This is a genomic window from Pseudomonas sp. PK-RTE-24, from assembly GCF_054052265.1.
On the sequence record NZ_CM133224.1, the window covers coordinates 3,015,125 to 3,040,358 of the forward strand.

The 25,234-nt window shown below is 60.4% G+C and carries 15 protein-coding genes; 12 read left to right on the forward strand and 3 right to left on the reverse strand.

Annotated elements, in window-relative coordinates; genetic code table 11:
- Window positions 1–58: 58 nt before the first annotated feature.
- Both ACV8MC_RS13540 and ACV8MC_RS13545 read right to left on the reverse strand, forming a co-directional pair.
- Window positions 59–1,309, reverse strand: coding sequence for a ribonucleotide-diphosphate reductase subunit beta (locus ACV8MC_RS13540; RefSeq protein WP_016773579.1), 1,251 nt, complete (start codon window positions 1,307–1,309; stop codon window positions 59–61).
- A 550-nt stretch (window positions 1,310–1,859) separates the two neighbouring features.
- Window positions 1,860–2,120 carry a DUF2790 domain-containing protein gene (locus ACV8MC_RS13545; RefSeq protein WP_007912695.1) on the reverse strand — a complete coding sequence of 87 codons (261 nt, stop codon included), beginning with the start codon at window positions 2,118–2,120 and terminating at the stop codon, window positions 1,860–1,862.
- A gap of 442 nt (window positions 2,121–2,562) precedes the next feature.
- Between ACV8MC_RS13545 and acs the strand changes: the two genes are divergently transcribed.
- From acs to argR, 7 genes are all read left to right on the forward strand, one after another.
- Window positions 2,563–4,518, forward strand: a complete 1,956-nt coding sequence (acs, locus tag ACV8MC_RS13550; protein WP_056788049.1) for an acetate--CoA ligase — start codon at window positions 2,563–2,565, stop codon at window positions 4,516–4,518.
- 694 nt (window positions 4,519–5,212) lie between these two features.
- Entirely contained in the window at window positions 5,213–5,986 is a 774-nt protein-coding gene (locus ACV8MC_RS13555) for an ABC transporter substrate-binding protein (protein WP_095181521.1), read from the forward strand.
- A 91-nt stretch (window positions 5,987–6,077) separates the two neighbouring features.
- Complete coding sequence (locus ACV8MC_RS13560; RefSeq protein WP_016773583.1) at window positions 6,078–6,767, forward strand: ABC transporter permease; 690 nt, start codon at window positions 6,078–6,080, stop codon at window positions 6,765–6,767.
- Window positions 6,764–7,462: an ABC transporter permease gene (locus ACV8MC_RS13565; RefSeq protein ID WP_122507650.1), complete on the forward strand. Its 699-nt coding sequence runs from the start codon at window positions 6,764–6,766 to the stop codon at window positions 7,460–7,462. Before ACV8MC_RS13560 ends, ACV8MC_RS13565 begins: the two co-directional genes overlap by 4 nt.
- A 1-nt stretch (window position 7,463) precedes the next feature.
- A complete protein-coding gene (locus ACV8MC_RS13570; RefSeq protein WP_252882529.1) occupies window positions 7,464–8,576 on the forward strand; it encodes a succinylglutamate desuccinylase/aspartoacylase family protein in 1,113 nt (370 codons plus the stop codon).
- 27 nt (window positions 8,577–8,603) lie between these two features.
- Window positions 8,604–9,368: an ABC transporter ATP-binding protein gene (locus tag ACV8MC_RS13575; RefSeq protein WP_007912705.1), complete on the forward strand. Its 765-nt coding sequence runs from the start codon at window positions 8,604–8,606 to the stop codon at window positions 9,366–9,368.
- Window positions 9,369–9,617: 249 nt separating this feature from the next.
- Window positions 9,618–10,598, forward strand: a complete 981-nt coding sequence (gene argR, locus ACV8MC_RS13580) for a transcriptional regulator ArgR (protein ID WP_024014018.1) — start codon at window positions 9,618–9,620, stop codon at window positions 10,596–10,598.
- Window positions 10,599–10,612: 14 nt separating this feature from the next.
- On the opposite strand, the gene ACV8MC_RS13585 is transcribed toward argR, so the two are convergent.
- Complete coding sequence (locus ACV8MC_RS13585; protein ID WP_457262300.1) at window positions 10,613–18,373, reverse strand: dermonecrotic toxin domain-containing protein; 7,761 nt, start codon at window positions 18,371–18,373, stop codon at window positions 10,613–10,615.
- A 304-nt stretch (window positions 18,374–18,677) separates the two neighbouring features.
- Here ACV8MC_RS13585 and ACV8MC_RS13590 point away from each other — a divergent pair, with 304 nt between their 5' ends.
- From ACV8MC_RS13590 to astB, 5 genes are all read left to right on the forward strand, one after another.
- Window positions 18,678–19,898: an aspartate aminotransferase family protein gene (locus ACV8MC_RS13590; RefSeq protein ID WP_016773586.1), complete on the forward strand. Its 1,221-nt coding sequence runs from the start codon at window positions 18,678–18,680 to the stop codon at window positions 19,896–19,898.
- 246 nt (window positions 19,899–20,144) lie between these two features.
- A complete protein-coding gene (gene aruF / locus ACV8MC_RS13595; protein WP_024014015.1) occupies window positions 20,145–21,164 on the forward strand; it encodes an arginine/ornithine succinyltransferase subunit alpha in 1,020 nt (339 codons plus the stop codon).
- A gap of 51 nt (window positions 21,165–21,215) precedes the next feature.
- Entirely contained in the window at window positions 21,216–22,241 is a 1,026-nt protein-coding gene (astA, locus tag ACV8MC_RS13600) for an arginine N-succinyltransferase (RefSeq protein ID WP_024014014.1), read from the forward strand.
- Entirely contained in the window at window positions 22,238–23,707 is a 1,470-nt protein-coding gene (gene astD, locus ACV8MC_RS13605) for a succinylglutamate-semialdehyde dehydrogenase (RefSeq protein ID WP_457265557.1), read from the forward strand. The genes astA and astD overlap by 4 nt, the downstream gene beginning before the upstream one ends.
- 163 nt (window positions 23,708–23,870) lie before the next feature.
- Window positions 23,871–25,217 carry an N-succinylarginine dihydrolase gene (astB, locus tag ACV8MC_RS13610; protein ID WP_056788059.1) on the forward strand — a complete coding sequence of 449 codons (1,347 nt, stop codon included), beginning with the start codon at window positions 23,871–23,873 and terminating at the stop codon, window positions 25,215–25,217.
- The last annotated feature ends 17 nt before the right edge of the window (window positions 25,218–25,234 follow it).

The following is a 25,234-nucleotide window of genomic DNA, read 5'->3' on the forward strand; positions in this document are numbered from 1 at the left end:
TCTCAAGGCTTGTTTTTTTTGACTTAAACCATAATCGTTAAGTCATGTCGAGCCAAGATCAATCCCAGCTCAACGCCCCACCAGTCTGATACTCAATAACCCGCGTCTCAAAGAAATTCTTCTCTTTCTTCAAGTCCATAATCTCGCTCATCCAAGGGAACGGGTTAGTCGTCCCTGGATATTCCTCTTTCAAACCAATCTGCGACAACCGACGGTTAGCGATGAATTTCAGATAATCCTCCATCATCGCCGCATTCATACCCAACACCCCACGAGGCATGGTGTCGCGGGCGTATTCGATCTCCAGCTGCGTACCCTGCAGGATCATCTGGGTCGCTTCTTCCTTCATCTCAGCATCCCACAGGTGTGGGTTTTCGATTTTGATCTGGTTGATCACGTCGATGCCGAAGTTCAGGTGCATGGATTCGTCGCGCAGGATGTATTGGAACTGCTCGGCGACGCCGGTCATTTTGTTGCGGCGGCCCATGGAGAGGATTTGGGTGAAGCCGCAGTAGAAGAAGATGCCTTCCAGAACGCAGTAGTAGGCGATCAGGTTGCGCAGCAACTCTTTGTCGGTTTCCGGGGTGCCGGTTTCGAACTTCGGATCGGAGATCGAGCGGGTGTACTTCAGGCCCCAGGCTGCTTTCTTCGCGACCGATGGGATCTCGTGGTACATGTTGAAGATTTCGCCTTCATCCATGGCCAGCGATTCGATGCAGTACTGGTAGGCGTGGGTGTGGATCGCTTCTTCGAAAGCCTGGCGCAGGATGTACTGGCGGCATTCCGGGTTGGTGATCAGGCGGTACACGGCCAGGACCAGGTTGTTGGCAACCAGGGAGTCGGCGGTGGAGAAGAAGCCGAGGTTGCGCATCACGATGCGGCGCTCGTCGTCGGTCAGGCCTTCCGGGTTTTTCCAGAGGGCGATGTCGGCGGTCATGTTGACTTCTTGCGGCATCCAGTGGTTTGCGCAACCGTCCAGGTACTTCTGCCAAGCCCAGTCGTACTTGAAAGGTACGAGTTGGTTGAGGTCGGCGCGGCAGTTGATCATGCGCTTTTCGTCAACGGCGACACGGGCGGAGGCGCCTTCGAGTTCGGCGAGGCCTTCGGCGACGTCGAGGGAGTTCAGTGCAGCCTTGGCGCGGGCCACGGCGGCCGAGTCGTCGGCGGTGACGGCGCGGGCTTCCAGCGCTGCGGCGCCGCCGGCGTTGTCGAGGCGGTCCATGTTGGCTTCGCTTGCGTGGCCGGCGTTGGCGCCTTTCACGGTTGCGACTTCACTGTCTTCTTTATCGAATTCGTCCCAGCTCAGCATGACGTGTCGTCTCCTGCGTGAGGGCTTGTGCCCGTGTGAAACCTGATGGGTTGGTTTTTCACACGGCCAAACAAGCCGCGTTGGATGTCGTTTTTTGCAGCGCTGCACGCAGGCAAATAAACAGAAATTTTGACGGGTTCCGAGAGCCTCTGATGGGCGCAATCAGCGTCGGGCACTGTTGCGGGGCTTCAGAATGGCTTTTGCTCCCTGTAAGGGAATATTGCTGACCCGTATGGGGCGGCATTATAGGGAAATTTTTACCGGCGTGGTGCGGCGAATCGGCTCATGGCGAGGCCGAGGAGGGGGTGGATTTCGGTCCGACCGAGGGATTACAGGGCTTTGCGCGGAATCGACCCGAGCAGATTTTTTTTCGTTAATTTTTTGGCAGGTGTTTTTTTGTTTAAAAAATAGCCAGAAAAGCGGGTTTTTCACTATATCTAGTGTTTTGCAAGCGTTTTTCACGGCTCCAGACACAACTGAGCCCGACCGAAGCCGGGCTGGAATCGACCCTCAATGTAGCGCTGAGCGATCCGATTCGGTGCAGTCTGATTCAGTTCGTGCAGCCGTTGCCCATGATGCTGTAGCGCAGGATGTGGCGTTGGCCTTTGGAGTCGTCGTATTCCATTTTCGCCGGTACTACTTCGCAGACATTTGGCACTTCGCTCATCGATACAACTTTGGCGATGTCCAGATGCGTGGAGTAAGTGTATTCCTCGATCACCGGTTGTTGCTGTGCGACATCAGTCGGGACCTCGTCTGCCATGGCGGTTGCGCACAGACTGCTGAGGGCCAGAACCAATAAAGCTTTCATTTCTAATTCACCTTTTTGAGGTCGAGTGGGGTCACGCAACCTTTTTAGGGTTGCGTGTGGAGCTTGAGTATTTGATGCGTTACTTGGAGAGCTGGATTAACGGCCTTCGTGGGGGCTGTAACGTTGTTAATCGCGGTTGCCTTGTTGGCGAGGTGAATTTTAGGGTGGTGGGGCCGGGGTAAACAGAGCGGGTTTTGATAAACACTTTTGGCATATTTGGTAACAATCCCCCAAACACCCCATTCCCTGTAGGAGCTGCCGAAGGCTGCGATCTTTTGACTTTGATCTTGAAAACAGATCAAAAGATCGCAGCCTTCGGCAGCTCCTACAGGGGCGCGTGCGCAGGGGGAGGGTTGTTACTACCATCGTCGAATGGTTCTATGGGGCCCACCCGGCTACAACAGGGTCATACAAAAACAACTATTACACCGAGGTAGGAAAGATGAGTGCGGCTTCTCTGTATCCCGTTCGTCCCGAGGTTCTGGCTAACACGCTGACTGACGAGGCGACCTACAAAGCCATGTACCAGCAGTCGGTCGTCAACCCTGACGGCTTCTGGCGCGAGCAAGCCAAGCGTCTGGACTGGATCAAGCCCTTCACCACGGTGAAACAGACCTCGTTCGACGATCACCATGTCGACATCAAGTGGTTTGCCGACGGCACCCTGAACGTTTCCTACAACTGCCTCGACCGTCATCTGGCCGAGCGCGGCGATCAAGTCGCGATCATCTGGGAAGGCGACGATCCTTCCGAGAGCCGCAACATCACTTACCGCGAACTGCACGAACAAGTGTGCAAACTCGCCAACGCCCTGCGCGGTCAGGACGTGCACCGTGGCGATGTGGTGACCATTTACATGCCGATGATTCCCGAAGCCGTGGTCGCCATGCTGGCCTGCACCCGGATCGGCGCGATTCACTCGGTGGTGTTCGGCGGTTTCTCGCCGGAAGCCCTGGCCGGTCGCATCATCGACTGCAAATCGAAAGTGGTGATCACCGCTGACGAGGGTATTCGCGCCGGCAAGAAGATTTCCCTCAAGGCCAACGTCGACGACGCGCTGACCAACCCGGAAACCAGCAGCATCCAGAAGGTCATCGTGTGCAAGCGCACCGGTGGCGACATCAAGTGGAACCAGCATCGCGACATCTGGTACGAAGACCTGATGAAGGTCGCGGGCACCGTTTGCGCGCCGAAAGAGATGGGCGCTGAAGAGGCGCTGTTCATCCTTTATACCTCCGGCTCCACCGGCAAGCCGAAGGGCGTGCAGCACACCACCGGAGGTTATCTGCTCTATGCGGCAATGACCCACGAGCGCGTGTTCGACTACCGTCCGGGCGAAATCTACTGGTGCACCGCCGACGTCGGCTGGGTCACCGGCCACAGTTACATCGTCTACGGCCCGCTGGCCAATGGCGCGACCACCGTGCTGTTCGAAGGTGTGCCGAACTACCCGGACATCACCCGGGTGGCGAAGATCATCGACAAGCACAAGGTCAACATCCTCTACACCGCGCCGACCGCGATCCGCGCGATGATGGCTTCGGGTCAGGCGGCGGTTGAAGGCGCCGATGGCAGCAGCCTGCGTCTGCTCGGTTCGGTGGGCGAGCCGATCAACCCGGAAGCCTGGGACTGGTACTACAAGAATGTCGGCAAGTCGCGTTGCCCGATCGTCGATACCTGGTGGCAGACCGAAACCGGCGGCAACATGATGAGCCCGCTGCCGGGTGCTCACGCGCTGAAGCCGGGTTCGGCGGCGCGTCCGTTCTTCGGTGTGGTGCCGGCGCTGGTCGACAACCTCGGCAACATCATTGAGGGCGAGGCTGAAGGCAATCTGGTGATTCTCGATTCGTGGCCAGGCCAGGCGCGTACGCTGTACGGCGATCATGATCGTTTCGTCGATACCTACTTCAAGACCTTCCGTGGCATGTACTTCACCGGTGACGGCGCGCGTCGCGATGCCGACGGTTACTACTGGATCACCGGGCGCGTAGACGACGTGCTCAACGTCTCCGGCCACCGCATGGGCACCGCCGAAATCGAAAGCGCGATGGTCGCGCATCCGAAGGTTGCCGAAGCTGCGGTGGTGGGTGTGCCGCATGACATCAAGGGGCAGGGCATCTATGTCTATGTGACCTTGAAGAACGGCGAGGAGCCGACCGAGCAGTTGCGCCTTGAGCTGAAGAACTGGGTGCGCAAGGAGATCGGCCCGATTGCTTCGCCGGACGTGATCCAGTGGGCGCCGGGGCTGCCGAAGACCCGTTCGGGCAAGATCATGCGCCGCATCCTGCGCAAGATCGCCACGGCGGAATACGACGGCTTGGGCGATATCTCGACCCTGGCGGATCCGGGTGTGGTGCAGCATTTGATTGATACGCACAAGACCATGAATGTTGCTTAAGCGTTAGAAGCATAGGAGCCCTGTCCGGTGATGCCGGGCGGGGCTTTTTTATGGCTGTGAGGTTTGTGGTAGCTGGGAGGGCCTCTTCGCGAGCAGGCTCGCTCCCACAAGGAAGCGGGCGCATTTCAAATGTGGGAGCGAGCCTGCTCGCGAAGGCAATCTGTAAGACACCGCAGTAGTCAGCTGTAGGAAACCGCACCAAACCAACCAATAATTATCGACCTGCGCCGTAAGCCCTTTGCTTCTGTTACCCGGTCCAGGCCAATGTGTAACCGCCCGCGCCAAACCGGGGCGAAGGGAAACGCGGCGCCCCGTTTTAGAGCCTCACAACCTGCGCTAAAAAATAAGACATAACGCTGCGCTTGCCGGATTAGAAGGGTTTACGAATAATAGGCCCGCAACTTGCAATATGTATCGGTTCACTGTCTTTCGCTCTTGCATGAAATTGCAGGGCTGTCAATGAGCTCAAACCGCTTTCTCGGTGCATCTGTAATTAGTTGTCGCATTGAAGAAATATCGGCTTCGGGCCTGTCGTTAGAATGCCGATCACTCGCTCATCGTGGCTGACGTTGAAATCGCCTGCGGTTCCAATGGGAAATTTCCGTCGATGCGCAACCGATTTCCGATTCACCCATTCGCATATTGGGCTGTCGCTCACTCTGCCGTTTTTGCCCTTTACCGATGGAGTCCCAAGATGAAGAAACTTGTGCTGCTTGGCGCCCTGGCACTGTCCGTGCTGTCGATGAATGCCTTCGCTGACGAAAAACCGCTGAAGATCGGCATCGAAGCGGCTTACCCTCCGTTCGCTTCGAAAGCACCGGACGGCAGCATCGTCGGTTTCGACTACGACATCGGCAACGCGCTGTGCGAAGAAATGAAGGTCAAGTGCGTGTGGGTCGAGCAAGAGTTCGACGGCCTGATCCCGGCTCTCAAAGTGCGCAAGATCGACGCGATCCTGTCGTCGATGTCGATCACCGAAGATCGCAAGAAGTCGGTCGATTTCACCAACAAGTACTACAACACCCCGGCGCGTCTGGTCATGAAGGCCGGCACTCAGGTCAGCGATGGTCTGGCTGAGCTGAAAGGCAAGAACATCGGCGTACAGCGTGGCTCGATCCACGAGCGTTTCGCCCGCGAAGTTCTCGCTCCACTGGGCGCCGAGATCAAGCCGTACGGCTCGCAGAACGAAATCTACCTCGACGTGGCTGCCGGTCGCCTCGACGGTACCGTGGCTGACGCTACCCTGCTCGACGACGGCTTCCTGAAAACCGACGCCGGCAAAGGCTTCGCGTTCGTCGGCCCGGCCTTCACCGACGTCAAATACTTCGGCGACGGCGTAGGTATCGCGGTGCGCAAGGGCGACGCCCTGAAAGACAAGATCAACACTGCCATCGCGGCCATCCGCGAGAACGGCAAATACAAGGCAATCCAGGACAAGTACTTCGCCTTCGATATCTACGGCAAGTAACACGTCTCTGCGACAAGTCCGAAATGGCGCAAGCAACAGAATCTCTGCGGTTTGCGCCATTTTTTCATCCCAACTTTCGAGGACCTGAATCATGTTGAAAGGCTACGGGGCTGTCATCCTCGATGGCGCATGGCTGACGCTTCAGCTCGCCTTGTCGTCCATGGCTCTGGCCATCGTTCTCGGGCTGATCGGTGTCGCGTTGCGCCTGTCGCCGGTGCGCTGGCTGGCGTGGCTGGGCGACCTGTATTCGACGGTGATCCGCGGCATTCCCGATCTGGTGCTGATCCTGCTGATCTTCTACGGCGGTCAGGACTTGCTTAACCGCGTTGCGCCGATGCTCGGCTATGACGACTACATCGATCTGAACCCGCTGGCCGCCGGTATCGGCACCCTCGGTTTCATCTTCGGTGCTTACCTCTCGGAGACGTTCCGTGGCGCGTTCATGGCGATCCCCAAAGGCCAGGCCGAAGCGGGCATGGCGTACGGCATGAGCAGTTTCCAGGTGTTCTTCCGGGTGATGGTGCCGCAGATGATTCGCTTGGCGATTCCCGGCTTCACCAACAACTGGCTGGTACTGACCAAGGCCACCGCGCTGATCTCCGTGGTCGGTCTGCAAGACATGATGTTCAAGGCCAAGCAGGCGGCGGATGCCACGCGCGAGCCTTTCACCTTCTTCCTCGCAGTGGCGGCGATGTACCTGGTGATCACCAGTGTTTCGTTGCTGGCATTGCGTCACCTTGAGAAGCGCTACTCGGTAGGCGTAAGGGCGGCTGATCTATGATCTTCGACTACAACGTCATCTGGGAGGCACTGCCGCTGTACTTCGGCGGCCTGCTGACCACCCTCAAACTGCTCGCGCTGTCGCTGTTCTTCGGTTTGCTCGCGGCGTTGCCGCTGGGGCTGATGCGCGTCTCGAAAAACCCGTTCGTCAATGGCGCCGCGTGGCTGTACACCTATGTGATTCGCGGCACGCCGATGCTGGTGCAGCTGTTCCTGATCTACTACGGTCTGGCCCAGTTCGAAGCGGTGCGCGAAAGCTTCCTGTGGCCGTGGCTGTCCAGCGCAACGTTCTGTGCCTGTCTGGCTTTTGCCGTCAACACCAGCGCCTACACCGCGGAAATCATCGCCGGCAGCCTCAAGGCCACGCCAAACGGTGAGATCGAAGCGGCCAAGGCCATGGGCATGTCGCGCTTCAAACTGTACAAGCGCATCCTGCTGCCGTCGGCCCTGCGCCGGGCGCTGCCGCAGTACAGCAACGAAGTGATCATGATGCTGCAGACCACCAGTCTGGCGTCGATCGTGACCCTGATCGACATCACTGGCGCGGCACGTACCGTCAACGCGCAGTTCTATCTGCCGTTCGAGGCGTACATCACTGCCGGCGTGTTCTACCTGTGCCTGACCTTCATTCTGGTCAAGCTGTTCAAACTGGCCGAGCGTCGCTGGTTGAGCTACCTCGCGCCACGGAAGCACTGATATGCAACGCATCGACCACCTATTGCCGTGGAGCCACCTGGGCAGCGAGCGCAAGGTTTCGGTTTTTCGTTTTGGTAGCGGCGAGCGCAAGGCCTACATCCAGGCCAGCCTGCACGCCGATGAACTGCCGGGCATGCGCACCGCCTGGGAGCTGAAAAAGCGCCTCGGCGAACTCGAAGCCCAAGGCTTGCTCAACGGCGTGATCGAGCTGGTGCCGGTGGCCAATCCGATCGGCCTCGGGCAATTGCTGCAAGGCAATTTCCAGGGCCGTTTCGAGGCGGGCAGCGGCAAGAATTTCAACCGTGATTTCGTCGAGCTCAGCGCGCCGGTCGCGGCGGCGCTGGGCGAAAAACTCGGTGATGATCCCCATGCCAACGTGCGCCTGATCCGTCAGGCAATGGCCGACCACCTGGCCGGATTGCCTGAAGCAAGCAGCCAGTTGCAAGGCATGCAACGTGTGCTGCTCAGCCACGCCTGCACCGCCGATGTGGTGCTGGATCTGCACTGCGATGCCGAAGCCGCGCTGCACATGTATGCGCTGCCGCAGCACTGGCCGCAGTGGCGTTCGCTGTCGGCACACCTGAACGTCAAGGTAGGTTTGCTCGCGGAAGATTCCGGCGGCAGCTCCTTCGATGAAGCCTGCTCGTTGCCATGGCTGCGCCTGTCGCGGCAGTTCCCCGAGGCGCAGATTCCGCTGGCGTGTCTGGCGACGACGATCGAGCTGGGCGGGCAGGCCGACACCGGCCGCGTCGAAGCCGAGGCTTATGCTGAAGGCATTCTGGCGTTCCTTGCCGAGCAAGGTCTGATCACCGGCGAGTGGCCGGATCCGGCCTTCGAACCGTGCGAAGGCATGCCCTTCGAAGGCACCGAATTGTTGTTCGCACCGCACCCCGGTGTGGTGAGTTTTTCCCGCAGGCCTGGCGAATGGGTCGAGGCGGGCGATGAGATTTTTCAAGTGATCGACCCTGTGTCCGATCGGGTCAGCACGGTATGTGCTGGTACGTCCGGGGTGCTGTTTGCCATTGAACGGCTGCGCTATGCCCAACCCGGTTTCTGGCTGGCCAAGGTGGCGGGGCGCGAAGCGCTGCGTCACGGGCGCTTGCTCAACGACTGACTGACTGTTTTTGTGAGAACCGACCGCATGTACAAACTTGAAGTCCAAGACCTGCATAAACGCTATGGCAGTCACGAAGTGCTCAAGGGCGTGTCCCTGAAAGCCGCCGCCGGCGATGTGATCAGCATCATCGGCTCCAGTGGCTCCGGCAAAAGCACTTTCCTGCGTTGCATCAACCTGCTCGAGCAGCCGCACGCCGGCAAGATCCTGCTCAACAACGAAGAGCTGAAACTGGTGGCGAACAAGGACGGCGCGCTGAAAGCCGCTGATCCAAAACAGCTGCAACGCATGCGTTCGCGCCTGTCGATGGTGTTCCAGCATTTCAATCTGTGGTCGCACATGACCGCGATTGAAAACATCATGGAAGCGCCGGTGCACGTGCTCGGCGTACCCAAGTACGAAGCGCGCGAAAAAGCCGAGTACTACCTGAACAAGGTTGGCGTGGCCCATCGCAAAGACGCGTTCCCGGGGCACATGTCCGGCGGCGAACAGCAGCGTGTGGCTATTGCCCGTGCGTTGGCGATGGAGCCGGAGGTGATGCTGTTCGACGAACCGACCTCGGCCCTTGACCCCGAACTGGTCGGCGACGTGCTGAAAGTCATGCAGGCGCTGGCGCAGGAAGGCCGCACCATGGTCGTGGTGACCCACGAAATGGGCTTCGCCCGTGAAGTGTCGAACCAGCTGGTGTTCCTGCACAAAGGCGTCGTCGAAGAAAGCGGCAACCCGCGCGAAGTGCTGGTCAACCCGCAGTCGGAGCGCTTGCAGCAGTTTCTGTCGGGCAGCCTGAAATAAATCAGGGCTGCCGTTGTGCACCAGATTAGGTCATGCTTCGCGATCTTCTGGCTGGCTCAGATCCCTGTGGGAGCGAGCCTGCTCGCGAAAGCGGTACAACAGCCAGCAATTATGTTGACTGGTACACCGCCTTCGCGAGCAGGCTCGCTCCCACATTCTGATCTTCACCGGTTTCAGGATTTGTGTTCATTTCCGGGCTAGCATTGGCCCATGCCTTCATCACCGTTGTTCGTTTCGGATTGCCCGCCCATGACTGCCCATCGAATTGGTTTCCTGATTTGGCCCAGCACTAAAGCGTTGACGCTGGCGCTGGCGGAGGAGGCCTTGCGTGTTGCGCAGCGGGTGCACCCGGACGTGGTTTACGAACTGTCGTTCTTGCAGGCCGAGCCGCAGAGCGAAGGTGCCTGGCAATTGCCCGGCGAGCCGTGGGCCGGCAAGCTCGAGAATTTCCAGAAACTGTTCCTGCTCGCTGACGAGCCACCGACCACGCTCGCGCCGGCGCTGAGCAGTGCGCTCAAGCAACTGGTGCGTGCCGGTTGCGTGATCGGTGGTCTGTCGGCCGGTGTCTATCCGCTGGCCCAGCTCGGTTTGCTCGACGGTTATCGCGCCGCCGTGCACTGGCGCTGGCAGGACGATTTCGCTGAGCGCTTCCCGAAAGTCATCGCCACCAGTCATCTGTTCGACTGGGATCGCGATCGTCTGACCGCCTGCGGTGGCATGTCGGTGCTCGACCTGCTGCTGGCGGTGCTGGCCCGCGATCACGGCGCGGAACTGGCCGGTGCGGTGTCGGAAGAACTGGTCGTTGAGCGCATCCGCGAGGGCGGTGAGCGTCAGCGCATCCCGTTGCAGAATCGCCTCGGCTCCAGCCATCCGAAGCTCACCCAAGCGGTGTTGCTGATGGAAGCCAACATCGAAGAGCCGCTGACCACCGACGAAATCGCCCAGCACGTGTGCGTATCCCGTCGACAGCTGGAGCGGATCTTCAAGCAATACCTCAACCGCGTGCCGAGCCAGTACTACCTGGAACTGCGCCTGAACAAGGCCCGGCAGATGTTGATGCAGACCAGCAAGTCGATCATCCAGATCGGCCTCTCGTGCGGCTTCTCCTCGGGGCCGCATTTCTCCAGCGCCTATCGCAACTTCTTCGGTGCCACGCCGCGCGAAGATCGCAACCAGCGGCGCAGCAGCAGCCCGTTCGAATTGTCGTCAGTGCCGCCGGAGCGTGGCTGAGCGCGGATCGACCCTCAATCGGTTTCCATGCCGCCGGAGAAGTCATGGAAATCCTCAATCGTCTGATACGCGGTGTCGTTGCTCGACTGCTGCTCCAGCAGGCGCAATTGATACGCCGCCTCATACCGCTGCAGGCGCTGCAAACTTTCGGCATTCAGCGGGTTGTCGCTGAAGTCGTATTCGGTCAGCACGTCGCCGGGCTGTAAAGGAAACTCGCCCGGCAACTCGGTGATCGCGTTTCCGGACAAGTCGGCGTACATCAATCGAGGCAGTCCGAACAGGCCATCAGGCACCTTGCTCAAGGCACAGTTGCCCAGACGCACATCGGTCATCTGCGGGAAATGACTCAGATCCGGAGCGATGTTGAGCGGATTGTCGCTCAGGTCCACGGAACTCAGGTTTCTCAGCGTTGCGAATGCTTCTGCGGTCTGCGCAGTCAACGTGATCTCACAGCCCGGCAGATACAGGCTGCGCAGCCTTTCCATGGCGAAAATCGGGGCGGGAATCTCGCCCAGCGGATAATTGCGGATGTCGATGCCTTTGAGCTTCGGGAACAGCTCCAGCAGACGATCGATCTGAGGCGCAGCGGACGCTGTGGTCAGTTTCAATTGTTCGATGTGGTCGAAACGCGCGGTCAGCGGCGGCAGCTCACCGGTAAACGACAACTCGCAGCTGACCCTTGGCCCTGTCAGGAACGAGGGCGCACGGCGCAGGTCGTCTTCGAGGTTTTGCCTGAAGTGCTGGCGGTTGAGTCTTTCCCTGGCTGCCGCGTCGGTCGCAAGCGGCATCTGCGTGTCAGTATCGTTGGGAGTCTCGTTGGCCCAGCTATCCAGGCGTTCGAGCAGGCTGGTGAGCTCGGTTTTGCGGCGCATCAGCTCAACACGTCCATCGGCCAGCGTGCCCGCAAGCTTGTAGACCAGATCGTTGGCATCGAAGCCGAACAGCGATGGATAAAGGCTTTGCGCCAGATCGATGTCTTGCTGTTGGACCCAGACACCGAAGTTGTCAGCCTTGGCCTGAAATGCGGCCTTGATCCGTTCTCTGGAAGCAACCGACAACGGGTTGCCGCCCAATTCAATACCGCGATCGGAATACTGCGTCAGTTGCGCCGGCAATTCGCTGATGTTGTTGTCGCTCAGCAACGCGACTTCCAGGTGCGGCAGCTGTTCCAGCCCGGCGGGAACACTATCGATGCCGGTGTTGATCAGGTCGATGAACGTCAGGTTCTGCAGGGTCGATAGATCGGGCGTCACCTGCAGAGGGTTGCTATACAAATCCAGAGATTTCAATCGGGTCATCGTGGACAGGATCGCTTGTCCGGGAGGATCCAGAGTGATCTGGCACTTGCTCAGCATCAACCTCTCAAGCAACGGCAGGCTTTGCAGTGTTTGAGGCATCCGGCCGAGGGCGAAGCCCTGTAGTTCCAGGCCCCGCAGGCCGCTGAAGCTTCGGAAAAACCCATCTGGAATGTTCAGCCCCGGATTGCCCTGAAGGTTGAGATGCGTGATGTGGCTGAAGTCAGCGGTCAGTTCCGGCAATTCGCCGGTGAATGTCGCATCGGCTTCGAAAGTATTGAACCGCAGGGCTGAGTTTTCGTTTTGCCGGCCGCGCCAGAGTTTCTCAAGGTCGCTGCTGAATCTTTGTCTGGCGGCGAGTTCTGCAAATCTTTCCGGCGCAGTCCAGGGCAGCTCTGTCGAAGGGTTGTTGACCGGCAGGCGCGCGCTCCATGTGTTGAGATCACTGATCATGCGGGCAATTTCCGCCTCCCATCTGACCAGTTGTGCCGTACCGGTCTGTAATGTCCCGGGCAGGCGATAAATCATGTTGATCGCAGCGTTTTCGCCCAGTCGCGGGAACAGTCTCTGCGCCATGGCAATGTCAGCCGATGCCGGCTTGATCCGGAAGTTGCGCCCTTGTGCGGCGTAGTAGCGCTTGACGCGCTCGCGGGCATTCATGGACAGAGGATTGTCGTTCAGATAGACGCTGTCGGCCCGCTCGGGATGCAAACTGAAAACAGCGTCGGGCAGCACGGTTATCTGGTTGTTATTGAGATGGAGCTCTCGCAGCAGCGGATGCTCGGCGATGCCCTTCGGCACGCTCGTCAGTTCGCTATGGCCGAGTGAGAAGTTCGTCACCTTGGGCAGGATTGTCAGGTCTGGCGCGTTTGTCAGTGGGTTATGGCTCAGATCGAGCAACCGCAACTCGGGCAGCGCGCCAAGTACCTGCTGCCCGGCAGGGGTAAGCGTCAGCGCGCAGTCATTGAGTTTGAGCTCTTTGAGATAGTGCAGACGGCTGACGAATGAAGGGATGTCATAGAGTGTGAAAGCTTTCAGTTCCAGCATCTGAAGATTCGGGAACAAGGCAGCGAACGGCTCCAGTCCCGCGATCGTCACGTTGCCCGCCAGCTTGAGGCTGGTAACGTGATCGAAGTTGACCGTCAGGCGCGGCATTTCGCCGAGGAACTTGAGGTCTGCCGCGAAAGAAGTCGTGCGCCTGCCGGTGCCCATAGATCTTTCGCCCCAGAAATCCTTTATCAATTGCTTGAAGTCCGAGCGTGCGGATCGTTGCGCCAAACGCTCGCTTGCGCTCAAGGCCTGACCGGTAACCGGGTGCGCAGACGGCGTTGCCAAGGCCCAGCGGGTCAGGTCATCGCGCATCTGTTGCTGTTCTGCTTGCCAGCGAAGCAGCTGTTGGCGACCGTCGGCCAGGTCGCCGGGCAAGTCGTAAATCATCTCGCTGGCCTCTTGCTTGTTCAAACCGGGAAACAACTGCCGGGCGAGGCTCACGTCCGGCTCGGCCGCCAGTACGTCGAAGTCGTTGCGATGGAGGCGGTAGTAGTTTTTGATCTGGTCGCGGGTGGCGGCCGATAGCGGGTTGTCGGCAAGGTCAATGCCGTCACTGCGCTCGGCGGGGAGGTCGAACAGCGCCTCGGGCAGTTGCGTGATGCGGTTGCCTGCGAGCACTGCGGTTCGCAACCCCGGATGGCTGGCCAGTCCTTCGGGAACGACGGTCAGCCCGCAGTTGGACAGATCGAGATAGATCAATTCGGGCAACAAATTCAGGTCGGGGAACGTACCCAACGGATTGTCGCTCAGGTCCAGTGAGTCGAGGCTGCCAAGTGACAGCAGCGCAGCCTGATTTTCCGGGGTCATGACCACGCCACAATTTTTCAGCTCCAGATCGCTCAGTTGAGGCAGTTTTGCTTCGCCCAGCGCAAGCGGTCCCAGTTCGAAACCGTTCATTTTCAGCTTGGCAAGGTTGGGGAAGCACTCCACGAAGCGCAGGGCAGCGGTGCTATTGGCGGTGCCGGTGAGGTTCAGCTGCGTCGCGCGCTCGAGACCGGCGCTGAGTATCGGCATATCCCCACTGAACGTCGCCGTTGCCCTGAGTTCTTCAAGGCGCGGGTACAGGGGCGGGCTGCGCCAGAATTGCTCGATCTGTTGCGCAAAGGATCGCCGGGCCTCCAGTTCGCGGGTTTGCGCCTCGAGGGGAAGACGTTCCCCCGACTCAGAGGCGGTCACGGTGGCCTGGTTGATCCATTGACTGAGTTCGAGATTCAGCACGCCGAGTTCATTTTCCCAGCGGGACAACTGTGCGCCGCACTCCGCCAATGGCCCGGGCAATCGGTACAACACCTGTGTTGCGCCTTCCGTGTCGAGGGATGGAAACAAGGCGATGGTGCGTTGCAGATCTTCCTGCACGGGCCGGACGCCGAAGTGCCTTCCGGTGTGCTCGTAGAACACTTTTACCCGCTCGCGAGAAGCCGCCGTCAACGGATTATCGGCGAAGGTATAACCATCGCTGAGGGAGCTTGCCAGGTTGAAAAAACTGTCCGGTATCCGCGTGATGCGGTTGCGATCGAATTGCGCCGAAATCAGGCGCGGATGATCCAGCAGATCGTCGGGCACCGTGTGAATGCCGGTATCCGACAGGTTCACGTAGCGCAATGAAGGCAGTGTGTGCAGGTCCGGAGGCAGGCCCAGCGCATTGCCTTGCAGATCGAGCAGGGTGAGCTGCGGCATGGCCGCGAGCACTGACTCTGTGACCGTCGTCAGACTGATCCGACAATTGCGTAAGCGCAATTCGCGCAGCGAGCGCATCGAAGTCAGTGCTTGCGGCAGGCTCGACAGATTGAGATTGCGCGCATCGATATTCTGCAACTGGCTGAAGGACTGCAGAAAGCTGTCGACGGAGGTGGTCATCGGGCTGCCATCAATGGCGAGCGAGGTGATATGACTGAAGTCTGCTGACAACACGGGCAAGTCGCCCATCACCGCAGGTGTAAGGCGCAAGGCGTATCCGGCGGCAAAGCCCCGGTGATTGATACCCGTGACGTGCTCCCGTCTCCAGGCTTTGAGCAATTGCTCCCTGAGCAGCCTGCGATTCTGGATTTCGGCGCGCTTCTCCAGCGAGGTGAGCGCCGTGCCGGTTTCCGGGTGCACGGCGGGCGGATTGTTGGCCCAGACATGCAGTTCGTTCTGCAATTGCAGGTAGTCATTTTGCAAACGAAGCATTTCGGCGCGCGGGCCTGCGGGACTGCTTCGCATGCTTTCGGCGAGGAAGCGCACTTCATGGTTCGACATGCGTGGATAGAGCACCCGGATGTCTTCTTCGAGGGTGTGCGGCTGGTAAGCGGGGCGTGGCGGACGCGGAGCATGGGCGTAACCGTCGGTACCGAGCAGGCGCAGGGTGTCGACAGCCGGCGCTCGGGACGGCGTATCGGCAATCACCTGACGCCACTCGTTGCGCTCGAGCGTGCGTTCACGAATGGCCGCCTTCAGCGCCTGACCCTGGCCGATCCGCATGTCCAGGCTCTGGCGCTCGCTGTCGGGCAATGCGTACAACAGGCTGGAATAGAAATCAGCGAACGAATGCAGCTGCTGCCCACGATCGTCATAAGGTTGGTATTGGCCATCGTCGCGGCGAACCAGCACCTTGTATTCGGGCGCATCGTCACGGCCGATCGTGTCCAGTAACCGGCCCTCGTAGCGCCCGTCGCGGATTTCGATACGTACATCGCCGCTCCAGCCCGGCAACAATTTGAGGCTGTGCAGCGCCAGAGAATCAGAGCCGTGATTGCTCACCGAGGCCAGCTCAAGGCCTTCATACGCGCGGGTAACGCGCACCTCGTCACTGGCCATCTGCATGAGTGCCTGCTGGCGCGGGGGCAATCGTCCTTCGCTGATCTGCAACAGTTCGCTGCCGGTCGCGGTATCGAGCAGTTCGCGGGTAATGCTGGCCGGCAATTGCGGAGGGTGAATCTTGAGTCGTGCAGCCAGCGGGTCGTCGAGGTGCTGGAGGGCTTGATAGCGCGACTCGAACAGCGCGCTGGTGTTGCGTCTGGCGAGGTCGGCCACTTGTTTGCGCAGGTTGTGGCTGCGGACCTCGATGGACGGCGTCGGTCCGGCAAAGGGCTCGTCCAGCAAGGTTTTGATCTGCGTCTCGTCGAGGGTGTAGAGCAGCGCTTTGAGCACGTCACCACCGACCAGTTCGCCTTGGCGCAGTTCGGTCACGGGCAGGCTTGCGTCAGTAGACGACTGCCACAGTTGCTCGCCTTGGCGATCGAGCAGACGCAGGCACTGGTCGCCTGGCCAGCGGCCGTATTCGCTGAGCACCTGCAGCTGCATGACCGGGTCGGCGCGCAAAAAAACTTCAGCGTCAGCGCTGTCGAGCTGGTCGATGAAGCGTTGCAACTGCTGATCAATCTTGAAGCGCTGGATGCTGTCGGCCAGCAGAGGCGGGACCTTTTCCTGCTCGACATGCATTTTGCGCAACGCGTCTTCGCTGGTTCCGCTGATCTGCAGCACGGTTTCGCGCTCGCTCGCGGACAAGCTCTCGACCGCAGGGCCGATACGGCGCAGCGCGGTTGCGCCATCCCATTCCAGCGGTTGCTCGAGTTCAGTGTGCCAGGCGCCTTCGCCATTGTGGTGCAGCACCGGTTGGTAAGCGTCGGGGCGACTCGGATGTTCGATGCGGTACTGCCCCGGCACCTGACTTTCCGTGACCGCAAAGTGCGCGTCCTCCAAGGGCAGCAGAAGCTTGTCCTCATGCGCATGCAAACCCAGGGCATCGGGTTGCGAATCGGCAGTCGGGCGCTGCGGATGTTTGTAGCGTTCGAGATCCGGTTGCCAGTAGCGGATGTCACCATTGGCCAGTTGTACCGGTTTGAAGCGGTCGATGAACGCCACGATTTCCTTGGGCAATACTTTGCGAAACTCGGCCGCGCCAATCGCGCCGCCGACGGCGAACATGCCCAGCTGGATCATCGATTCCACGGTGCCCATCAAGTGTTCGACCGCTTCGGTCGTGCGTCCCTGCGCCCACTCGACAATGCCTTCGAATACTTCATCGAGCATCTGATAGGCCATGTACGCCATCATCGCTTCACCGAGCACCGGCACGAAGGGCGCGACGATCATTGCGGCGGTCTGGGCGATGGAAGAGAGGATGTTGACCAGCGAATCCCAGAACGCCCAGCGCGCCCTTTGATCAACCAGGGCAGTCGGTACGGCAATGGTTCGGGCGTCATTGAAAATCTTGTTCAGTTTTGCCTGGTACAGGTGTTGCCACACATCGTCGTAAAACGGCGTCAGCGCAGTCTGCAGGTCGGGCCGCTCCACTGCGGCTTCGCGCCACGCCGGCCGAGGGTCGCCGGGTTCGTGCGGGTGCCAGCGGATTTCACTCAGCCGGCTGTTGAGGGTGCTGAAGAAGAAGCCGCGCTGGTCGTGGTTGACGAAGCGGCTGAAGAACTGCTGATAGTCTCTGGAGCGCAACTGGCGCGTCAGTTCCACGACCATTTCCAATGGCGAGGCGTACTCCTTGAACGGATGTTCGGGGTCATCCGGGACGTAGGCGACGACGCGCGCTGCATTGCGTGTCATGTACAGGTCCGGGGCGAATACCACGATGCCGGTGAGCGGTGCGCAAAGCATCGTCATGTCATGACACAGCAGCGGGGCGCCGTACACATGCAGGCCTTTCACACCGTCGAGCATGGCCTCGATCAGGCGCACCGCGTTTTCCGACACGTCGCGGTTCATCCGCGCCCATTGCAGGGCCGACTTCATCGCGGCCTTCTGGCTGGCGTCGATCTTGCCGCGCAAGACCGACGCGACCATCAGATCGGAGTAGCCCAGATTGTCTTCCAGACTGGCTTTGTATTTCGCGCCGATATCCAGTCGACGGCACAGTTTTGTGAAAGCGGAAATGCTCAGTTTCGCCTTGATCTCGGGCAGGGTTTCAAACTGTCCTGTGGCCGAGGGGGCGCTAGTGAATGTCGACTCGGCTTCGAAGGCGTCGTCTTCGGTTTCCCTTTCTTCGAAGTTATGCAGTGCCGCCTCAAGCAGTGACACGGACCAGGCGCGGGCGCCGGTGCGGATCGGAAACCATGGGGTGGTGGCAGGAATGTACAGGCGCACGTAGGTGTTTCTGACATCCAGTTCCAGATCGAAGCAGCTTTTCAGCTCGGCCTTGAGCAGGGGCTCGGCGAAGGCCGCAGCGTCCTGCAAGTGCGCAAGGCTCTTGTCGACCCGGCTCTGCGCGGTGATATGCGCCGCCCCAAGGCTTTTCATCAACGCGTGCTGTTCGGCTGGCGCGACCTTGAGCGCGGCCGGCTGTTGCGGGACGCTGTTCTTCAGCGCTTCGCGCCGCGTGGCTGAGGTGTCGCCCAGCCAGGCCGGAATCGCGTTTTTCAGTGGTTGGTAATGCTCGTCCGCATGTTGCGCGTCATGTGCGGCATCCGGGGTTGCCGATGGGGGTGCTTCAGACAAATGCATGGCCATTCCTTGGCGTTGGGAAGAACCCTCAGCAAATCAGCGGCAAGCGACCACCGTGCGGTAGATATTTATGTCTCTGCCGTGGGGGCTGACTTGGTATCCTGCGCGGCCTGCCGCAAATCGGCCGCGCCCGGTAAACTGCGCCTTTGCGACGCTATATGTCGCATTGCCGTAAACCCGGGAAAATCCGGGGTTTGCGCTATAAGAAGTTGTCGCTTGGCGACAAGGCCGGGCACCAAACTGTCCTTACAATCCCCTCATCGCTCGCCAGTTCCAGGCGGGTGTTCCTCTTCAGGAGACTCCGATGTCCGTTGAGCACGCTGCGGTACAACGCGCCGATTTCGACCAGGTAATGGTTCCCAACTACGCGCCTGCCGCTTTCATTCCGGTGCGTGGCGCCGGTTCCCGGGTCTGGGATCAGGCCGGCCGCGAGCTGATCGACTTCGCCGGCGGGATTGCCGTCAACGTTTTGGGCCACGCGCATCCGGCGCTGGTCGGCGCGTTGACCGAACAGGCGAACAAGCTGTGGCACGTGTCCAACGTGTTCACCAACGAACCGGCCCTGCGTCTGGCGCACAAGCTGATCGACGCCACGTTTGCCGAGCGCGTGTTCTTCTGCAACTCCGGCGCCGAAGCCAACGAGGCCGCGTTCAAGCTGGCTCGTCGCGTCGCATTCGACCGTTTCGGCACCGAGAAATACGAAATCATCGCCGCGCTGAACAGCTTCCACGGCCGTACCCTGTTCACCGTCAACGTCGGTGGCCAGTCGAAGTACTCCGACGGTTTCGGCCCGAAAATCACTGGCATCACCCACGTTCCCTACAACGATCTGGCCGCGCTGAAAGCCGCGGTGTCCGAGAAGACCTGCGCGGTCGTGCTCGAGCCGATCCAGGGCGAGGGCGGCGTGCTGCCGGCCGAGCTGGCTTACCTGCAAGGTGCCCGCGAACTCTGCGATGCGAACAACGCGCTGCTGGTGTTCGACGAAGTGCAGACCGGCATGGGCCGCAGCGGCAAGCTGTTCGCCTACCAGCATTACGGCGTGACCCCGGACATCCTCACCAGCGCCAAGAGCCTGGGCGGTGGTTTCCCGATCGCGGCAATGATGACCACCGAAGCGCTGGCCAAACATCTGGTCGTCGGCACCCACGGCACCACTTACGGCGGCAACCCGCTGGCCTGCGCCGTCGCCGAAGCGGTGATCGACGTGGTCAACACCCCTGAGGTGCTGAACGGCGTGAACGCCAAGCACGACAAGTTCAAGACCCGCCTGCAACAGATCGGCGAGAAATACGGCCTGTTCACTCAGGTGCGTGGTCTCGGTCTGCTGATCGGTTGCGTGCTGAGCGAAGCGTGGAAAGGCAAGGCCAAGGACATCTTCAACGCCGCCGAACAGGAAGGCCTGATGATTCTCCAGGCTGGCCCGGACGTAATCCGTTTCGCCCCGAGCCTGGTGGTGGAAGATGCCGATATCGATGCCGGTCTCGACCGCTTCGAACGTGCTGCGGCGAAGTTGACGCAAGCCTGATGGACCTTTCGGCGCCTGGAGTTTTTCCGGCGCCGAACCAATTTTTGATACCGGGCACATTCACCTGTTGGATTGAACCTGTGGTGAGGGGATTTGTCCCCGATGGGCTGCGCAGCGGCCCCAGATTTTTGGGGGTGCTTCGCCCCCCAGCGGGGATAAATCCCCTCGCCACAAGTCCCATTCCTGCATCGATCTTTATGTGGGCCCGGTTTTTTCTGTGAATATTGAAGAGAAAGGAGTGACACCATGCTGGTGATGCGCCCCGCGCAAATGGCTGATCTGGGCGAGGTACAGCGTCTGGCTGCGGACAGCCCGATTGGTGTCACTTCCTTGCCGGATGACGTGGAACGTCTGAGCGACAAGATCGCCGCGAGCGAAGCTTCGTTCGCCGCCGAAGTGAGCTTCAACGGTGAAGAGAGTTACTTCTTTGTCCTCGAAGACTCGAGCACCGGCAAACTGGTCGGCTGCTCGGCCATTGTCGCTTCCGCCGGTTATTCGGAGCCGTTCTACAGCTTCCGCAACGAGACTTTCGTCCACGCCTCCCGCGAGCTGAAGATCCACAACAAGATCCACGTGCTCTCGCAGTGCCACGACCTGACCGGCAACAGCCTGCTGACCAGTTTCTATGTGCAGCGCGAGCTGGTCGGATCGCCGTGGGCCGAGCTCAATTCCCGTGGCCGTCTGCTGTTCGTCGCCAGCCACCCGGAGCGTTTTGCCGATTCGGTGGTGACCGAGATCGTCGGTTACAGCGACGAGAATGGCGACTCGCCGTTCTGGGATGCGATCGGACGTAATTTCTTCGACCTCAACTACGCCGAGGCCGAGCGCCTGTGCGGGCTGAAAAGCCGCACCTTCCTCGCCGAGCTGATGCCGCATTACCCGATCTATGTGCCGCTGCTGCCGGACTCCGCCCAAGAGGCGATGGGCCAGGTGCACCCGCGTGCGCAGATCACCTTCGACATCCTGATGCGCGAAGGCTTCGAAACCGATCACTACATCGACATCTTCGACGGCGGCCCGACCCTGCATGCGCGGGTTTCCGGGATCCGTTCGATCGCCCAGAGCCGCGTAGTGCCGGTGAAGATCGGCGAGCCGGTCAAAGGTGCCGGGCGTCAATACCTGGTAGCCAATGCGCAGTTGCAGGATTACCGCGCGGTGTTGCTCGAGCTGGATTACGCGCCGGGCAAACCGGTGACGCTGGATATGGAAGCGGCCGAAGCCCTGGGCGTCGGTGAAGGTGCCAGCGTGCGCCTGGTGGCGGTTTAACGCCTTAGCGAGTTTCACGGGTGGCGCGAGCGGCCCGTTTGAGGAGATAGCATGATTGTTCGTCCCGTACGCAGCAGCGATTTATCCGCGCTGATCGACCTGGCCCGCAGCACCGGCACCGGCCTGACCACATTGCCGGCCAACGAAGAGCGCCTGACCCACCGGGTCGGCTGGGCCGAGAAGACCTTTCGCGGCGAAGCCGGGCGTGGCGATGCGGACTATCTGTTCGTGCTCGAAGACGATGACGGCCGCGTGGTGGGGATTTCCGCCATCGCCGGCGCGGTTGGTCTGCGTGAGCCCTGGTACAACTTCCGCGTCGGTCTGACGGTCAGCGCTTCGCAAGAGCTGAACATCTACCGCGAAATCCCGACGCTGTTTCTGGCCAACGACCTGACCGGCAATTCCGAGCTGTGCTCGCTGTTCCTGCACGCTGATTACCGCAACGGCCTCAACGGCCGGATGCTGTCCAAGGCGCGCATGCTGTTCATCGCTGAGTTCCCGGAGCTGTTCGGTAACAAGATCATCGCCGAAATGCGTGGCGTGTCCGATGACGCCGGGCGCTCGCCGTTCTGGGAAAGCCTCGGTCGGCACTTCTTCAAGATGGAATTCAGCCAGGCCGATTACCTGACCGGCGTCGGCAACAAGGCGTTCATCGCCGAACTGATGCCGAAATTCCCGCTGTACACCTGCTTCCTTTCGCCGGACGCGCGCAACGTCATCGGCCAGGTGCACCCGGACACCGAGCCGGCACTGGCCATGCTCAAGAGCGAAGGCTTCAGCTATCAGGGTTACGTCGACATCTTCGACGCCGGGCCGGCCATCGAATGCGAAACCAGCAAGATCCGCGCGGTGCGTGACAGCGAAGCGCTGGTGCTGGCCGTCGGCACGCCGGGCGATGACGCCACGCCGTTCATCATCCACAACCGCAAGCGCGAGGATTGCCGCATCACGGCTGCACCAGCGCGCCTGGCTGCGGGCACCCTGGTGGTCGATCCGCAGACCGCGAAACGTCTTCAACTCAGCGCCGGCGATCAGGTTCGCGCCGTGGCGCTGTCCGCTGCACGGGAGTCGAAATAATGAATTCGCTATACATCGCAGGTGAGTGGCTGGCCGGTCAGGGCGAGGCCTTTCAATCGCTGAACCCGGTGACTCAGCAAGTGCTGTGGGCGGGCGAGGGCGCCACTGCTGCGCAGGTCGAATCGGCGGTTCAGGCTGCTCGCCAGGCATTTCCTCAGTGGGCACGTCGCACCCTCGAGGAGCGCATCAGCGTCCTCGAAGCTTTCGCCGCTGCGTTGAAAAACCACGCTGACGAACTGGCTCGCACCATCGGCGAAGAAACCGGCAAACCGCTGTGGGAAGCTGCGACCGAAGTCACCAGCATGGTCAACAAGATCGCGATTTCGGTGCAGAGCTACCGCGAGCGCACCGGCGAGAAGAGCGGCCCATTGGGCGACGCCACCGCCGTGTTGCGCCACAAGCCCCACGGCGTGGTCGCGGTGTTCGGCCCTTACAACTTCCCCGGTCACCTGCCTAACGGTCATATCGTCCCGGCACTGCTGGCCGGTAACAGCGTGCTGTTCAAGCCCAGCGAACTGACGCCGAAAGTCGCCGAGCTGACGGTCAAGTGCTGGATCGAAGCCGGCCTGCCGGCAGGCGTGTTGAACCTGCTGCAGGGCGCGCGGGAAACCGGCATCGCTCTGGCGGCGAATCCGGGTATCGACGGTCTGTTCTTCACTGGTTCGAGCCGCACCGGCAATCATCTGCACCAGCAATTCGCCGGGCGTCCGGACAAGATCCTTGCGCTGGAGATGGGCGGCAACAACCCGCTGGTGGTCGATCAGGTCGCTGATCTGGACGCGGCGGTGTACACGATCATTCAGTCGGCATTCATTTCCGCCGGCCAGCGCTGCACCTGCGCCCGCCGTCTGCTGGTGCCGCAAGGCGCGTGGGGCGACAGCCTGCTCAAGCGTCTGGTTGAAGTCAGTTCGACCATTGAAGTCGGTGCCTTCGATCAGCAACCGGCGCCGTTCATGGGTTCGGTGATTTCCCTCGGCGCGGCGAAAGCGCTGAGGGATGCGCAAGAGCAATTGCTGGCCAACGGCGCGGTGGCGCTGCTGGAAATGACTCAGCCACAGGCGCAGTCGGCTTTGCTGACCCCGGGCATTGTCGATGTGACGGCCGTGGCCGAGCGTCCGGACGAAGAACTGTTCGGGCCGCTGCTGCAAGTGATCCGCTATACCGATTTCGGCGCGGCGATCACTGAAGCCAACAACACTGCTTATGGACTGGCCGCCGGTTTGCTCTCCGATTCCGAAGCGCGTTACCAGCAGTTCTGGCTGGAAAGCCGCGCCGGCATCGTCAACTGGAACAAACAGCTGACCGGCGCCGCGAGCAGCGCGCCATTCGGCGGCGTCGGCGCCTCGGGCAACCACCGCGCCAGCGCCTATTACGCAGCGGACTACTGCGCATACCCGGTGGCGTCGCTGGAAACCCCGAGCCTGGTGTTGCCTGCCTCGCTGACACCCGGCGTGAAAATGGCGTAGCGCCCATTCGCGAGCAGGCTCGCTCCCACAGGTTCAGTGGTGTTCACACATTTTGTGTCCAACCTAAATCCTGTGGGAGCGAGCCTGCTCGCGAAGGCCGCGCCTCGGTCGCAAAGAATAGTTACTGAAGCCTATAACAACAGATTCTCGTGGAGCCTCGCTGATGAAATCCTATGAAGTCAATTTTGACGGTCTAGTGGGGCCGACCCATAACTACGGTGGTCTGTCCTACGGCAACGTCGCCTCGCAGAGCAACAGTCAGCAATCCTCGAACCCGAAGGAAGCGGCGCTGCAAGGTCTGGCAAAAATGAAAGCGCTGATGGACATGGGCTTTCAGCAAGGCGTGCTGGCTCCGCAGGAACGTCCCGACGTGGCGGCGCTGCGTCGTCTGGGCTTCAGCGGCACTGACGCGCAGGTGATCGAGCGCGCCGCCAAAGAAGCGATGCCGCTGCTGGTCGCCAGTTGCTCGGCGTCGAGCATGTGGGTGGCCAACGCCGCCACGGTCAGCCCAAGTGCCGATACCGCTGACGGCCGTGTGCACTTCACCGCCGCCAACCTCAATTGCAAATATCACCGCAGCATCGAACACCCGACCACCAGCCGCGTGCTCGGCGCGATGTTCGCCGATCAACAGCACTTCGCCCATCACGCCGCATTGCCGGCGGTGGCGCAGTTCGGCGACGAAGGCGCGGCCAACCACACGCGTTTCTGCCGTGAGTACGGCGAGGCGGGCGTCGAGTTTTTTGTGTTCGGCCGCAGTGCGTTCGACAACCGCTTCCCGGCGCCGCAGAAATACCCAGCACGCCAGACCCTCGAAGCCTCGCAAGCCGTGGCGCGTCTGCACGGTCTGCGTGACGAAGGCGTGGTCTACGCGCAGCAGAACCCCAACGTCATCGATCAGGGTGTGTTCCACAACGACGTGATCGCCGTGGGCAACGGTGAAGTGCTGTTCTATCACGAGGACGCGTTCCTCGAGACCGACAAGATGCTTGCCGAACTGCAAGGTAAACTGGCCAAGGTCGGCGGTAACTTCCAGTCCGTTTGCGTGCCGCGTTCGGCAGTCACCGTGGATGACGCGGTGCGTTCCTACCTGTTCAACAGCCAGTTGCTCTCGCGTCCTGACGGTTCGATGCTGCTGATCGTGCCGCAGGAATGCCAGGCCAACGAACGCGTCTGGGCTTATCTGCAAAGCCTGACCAGCTCCGGCGGAATGATCCGCGAAGTTAAAGTCTTCGATCTCAAGCAAAGCATGCAGAACGGCGGTGGTCCGGCGTGCCTGCGTCTGCGCGTGGCGCTGAATGAAACCGAACTGGCGGCGGTCAACCCAGGCGTTATCATGACGGCCCCGTTGTACGGTTCGTTGACCGCATGGGTTGAAAAGCACTACCGCGACCGCCTGAGCGAAACCGATCTGGCGGACCCGCAATTGTTGCTTGAATGCCGGACGGCACTGGATGAACTGACGCAAATCCTTAAACTGGGCGCGGTTTATCCCTTCCAGATCAATTGATCGCCAGCGCGCTGCCT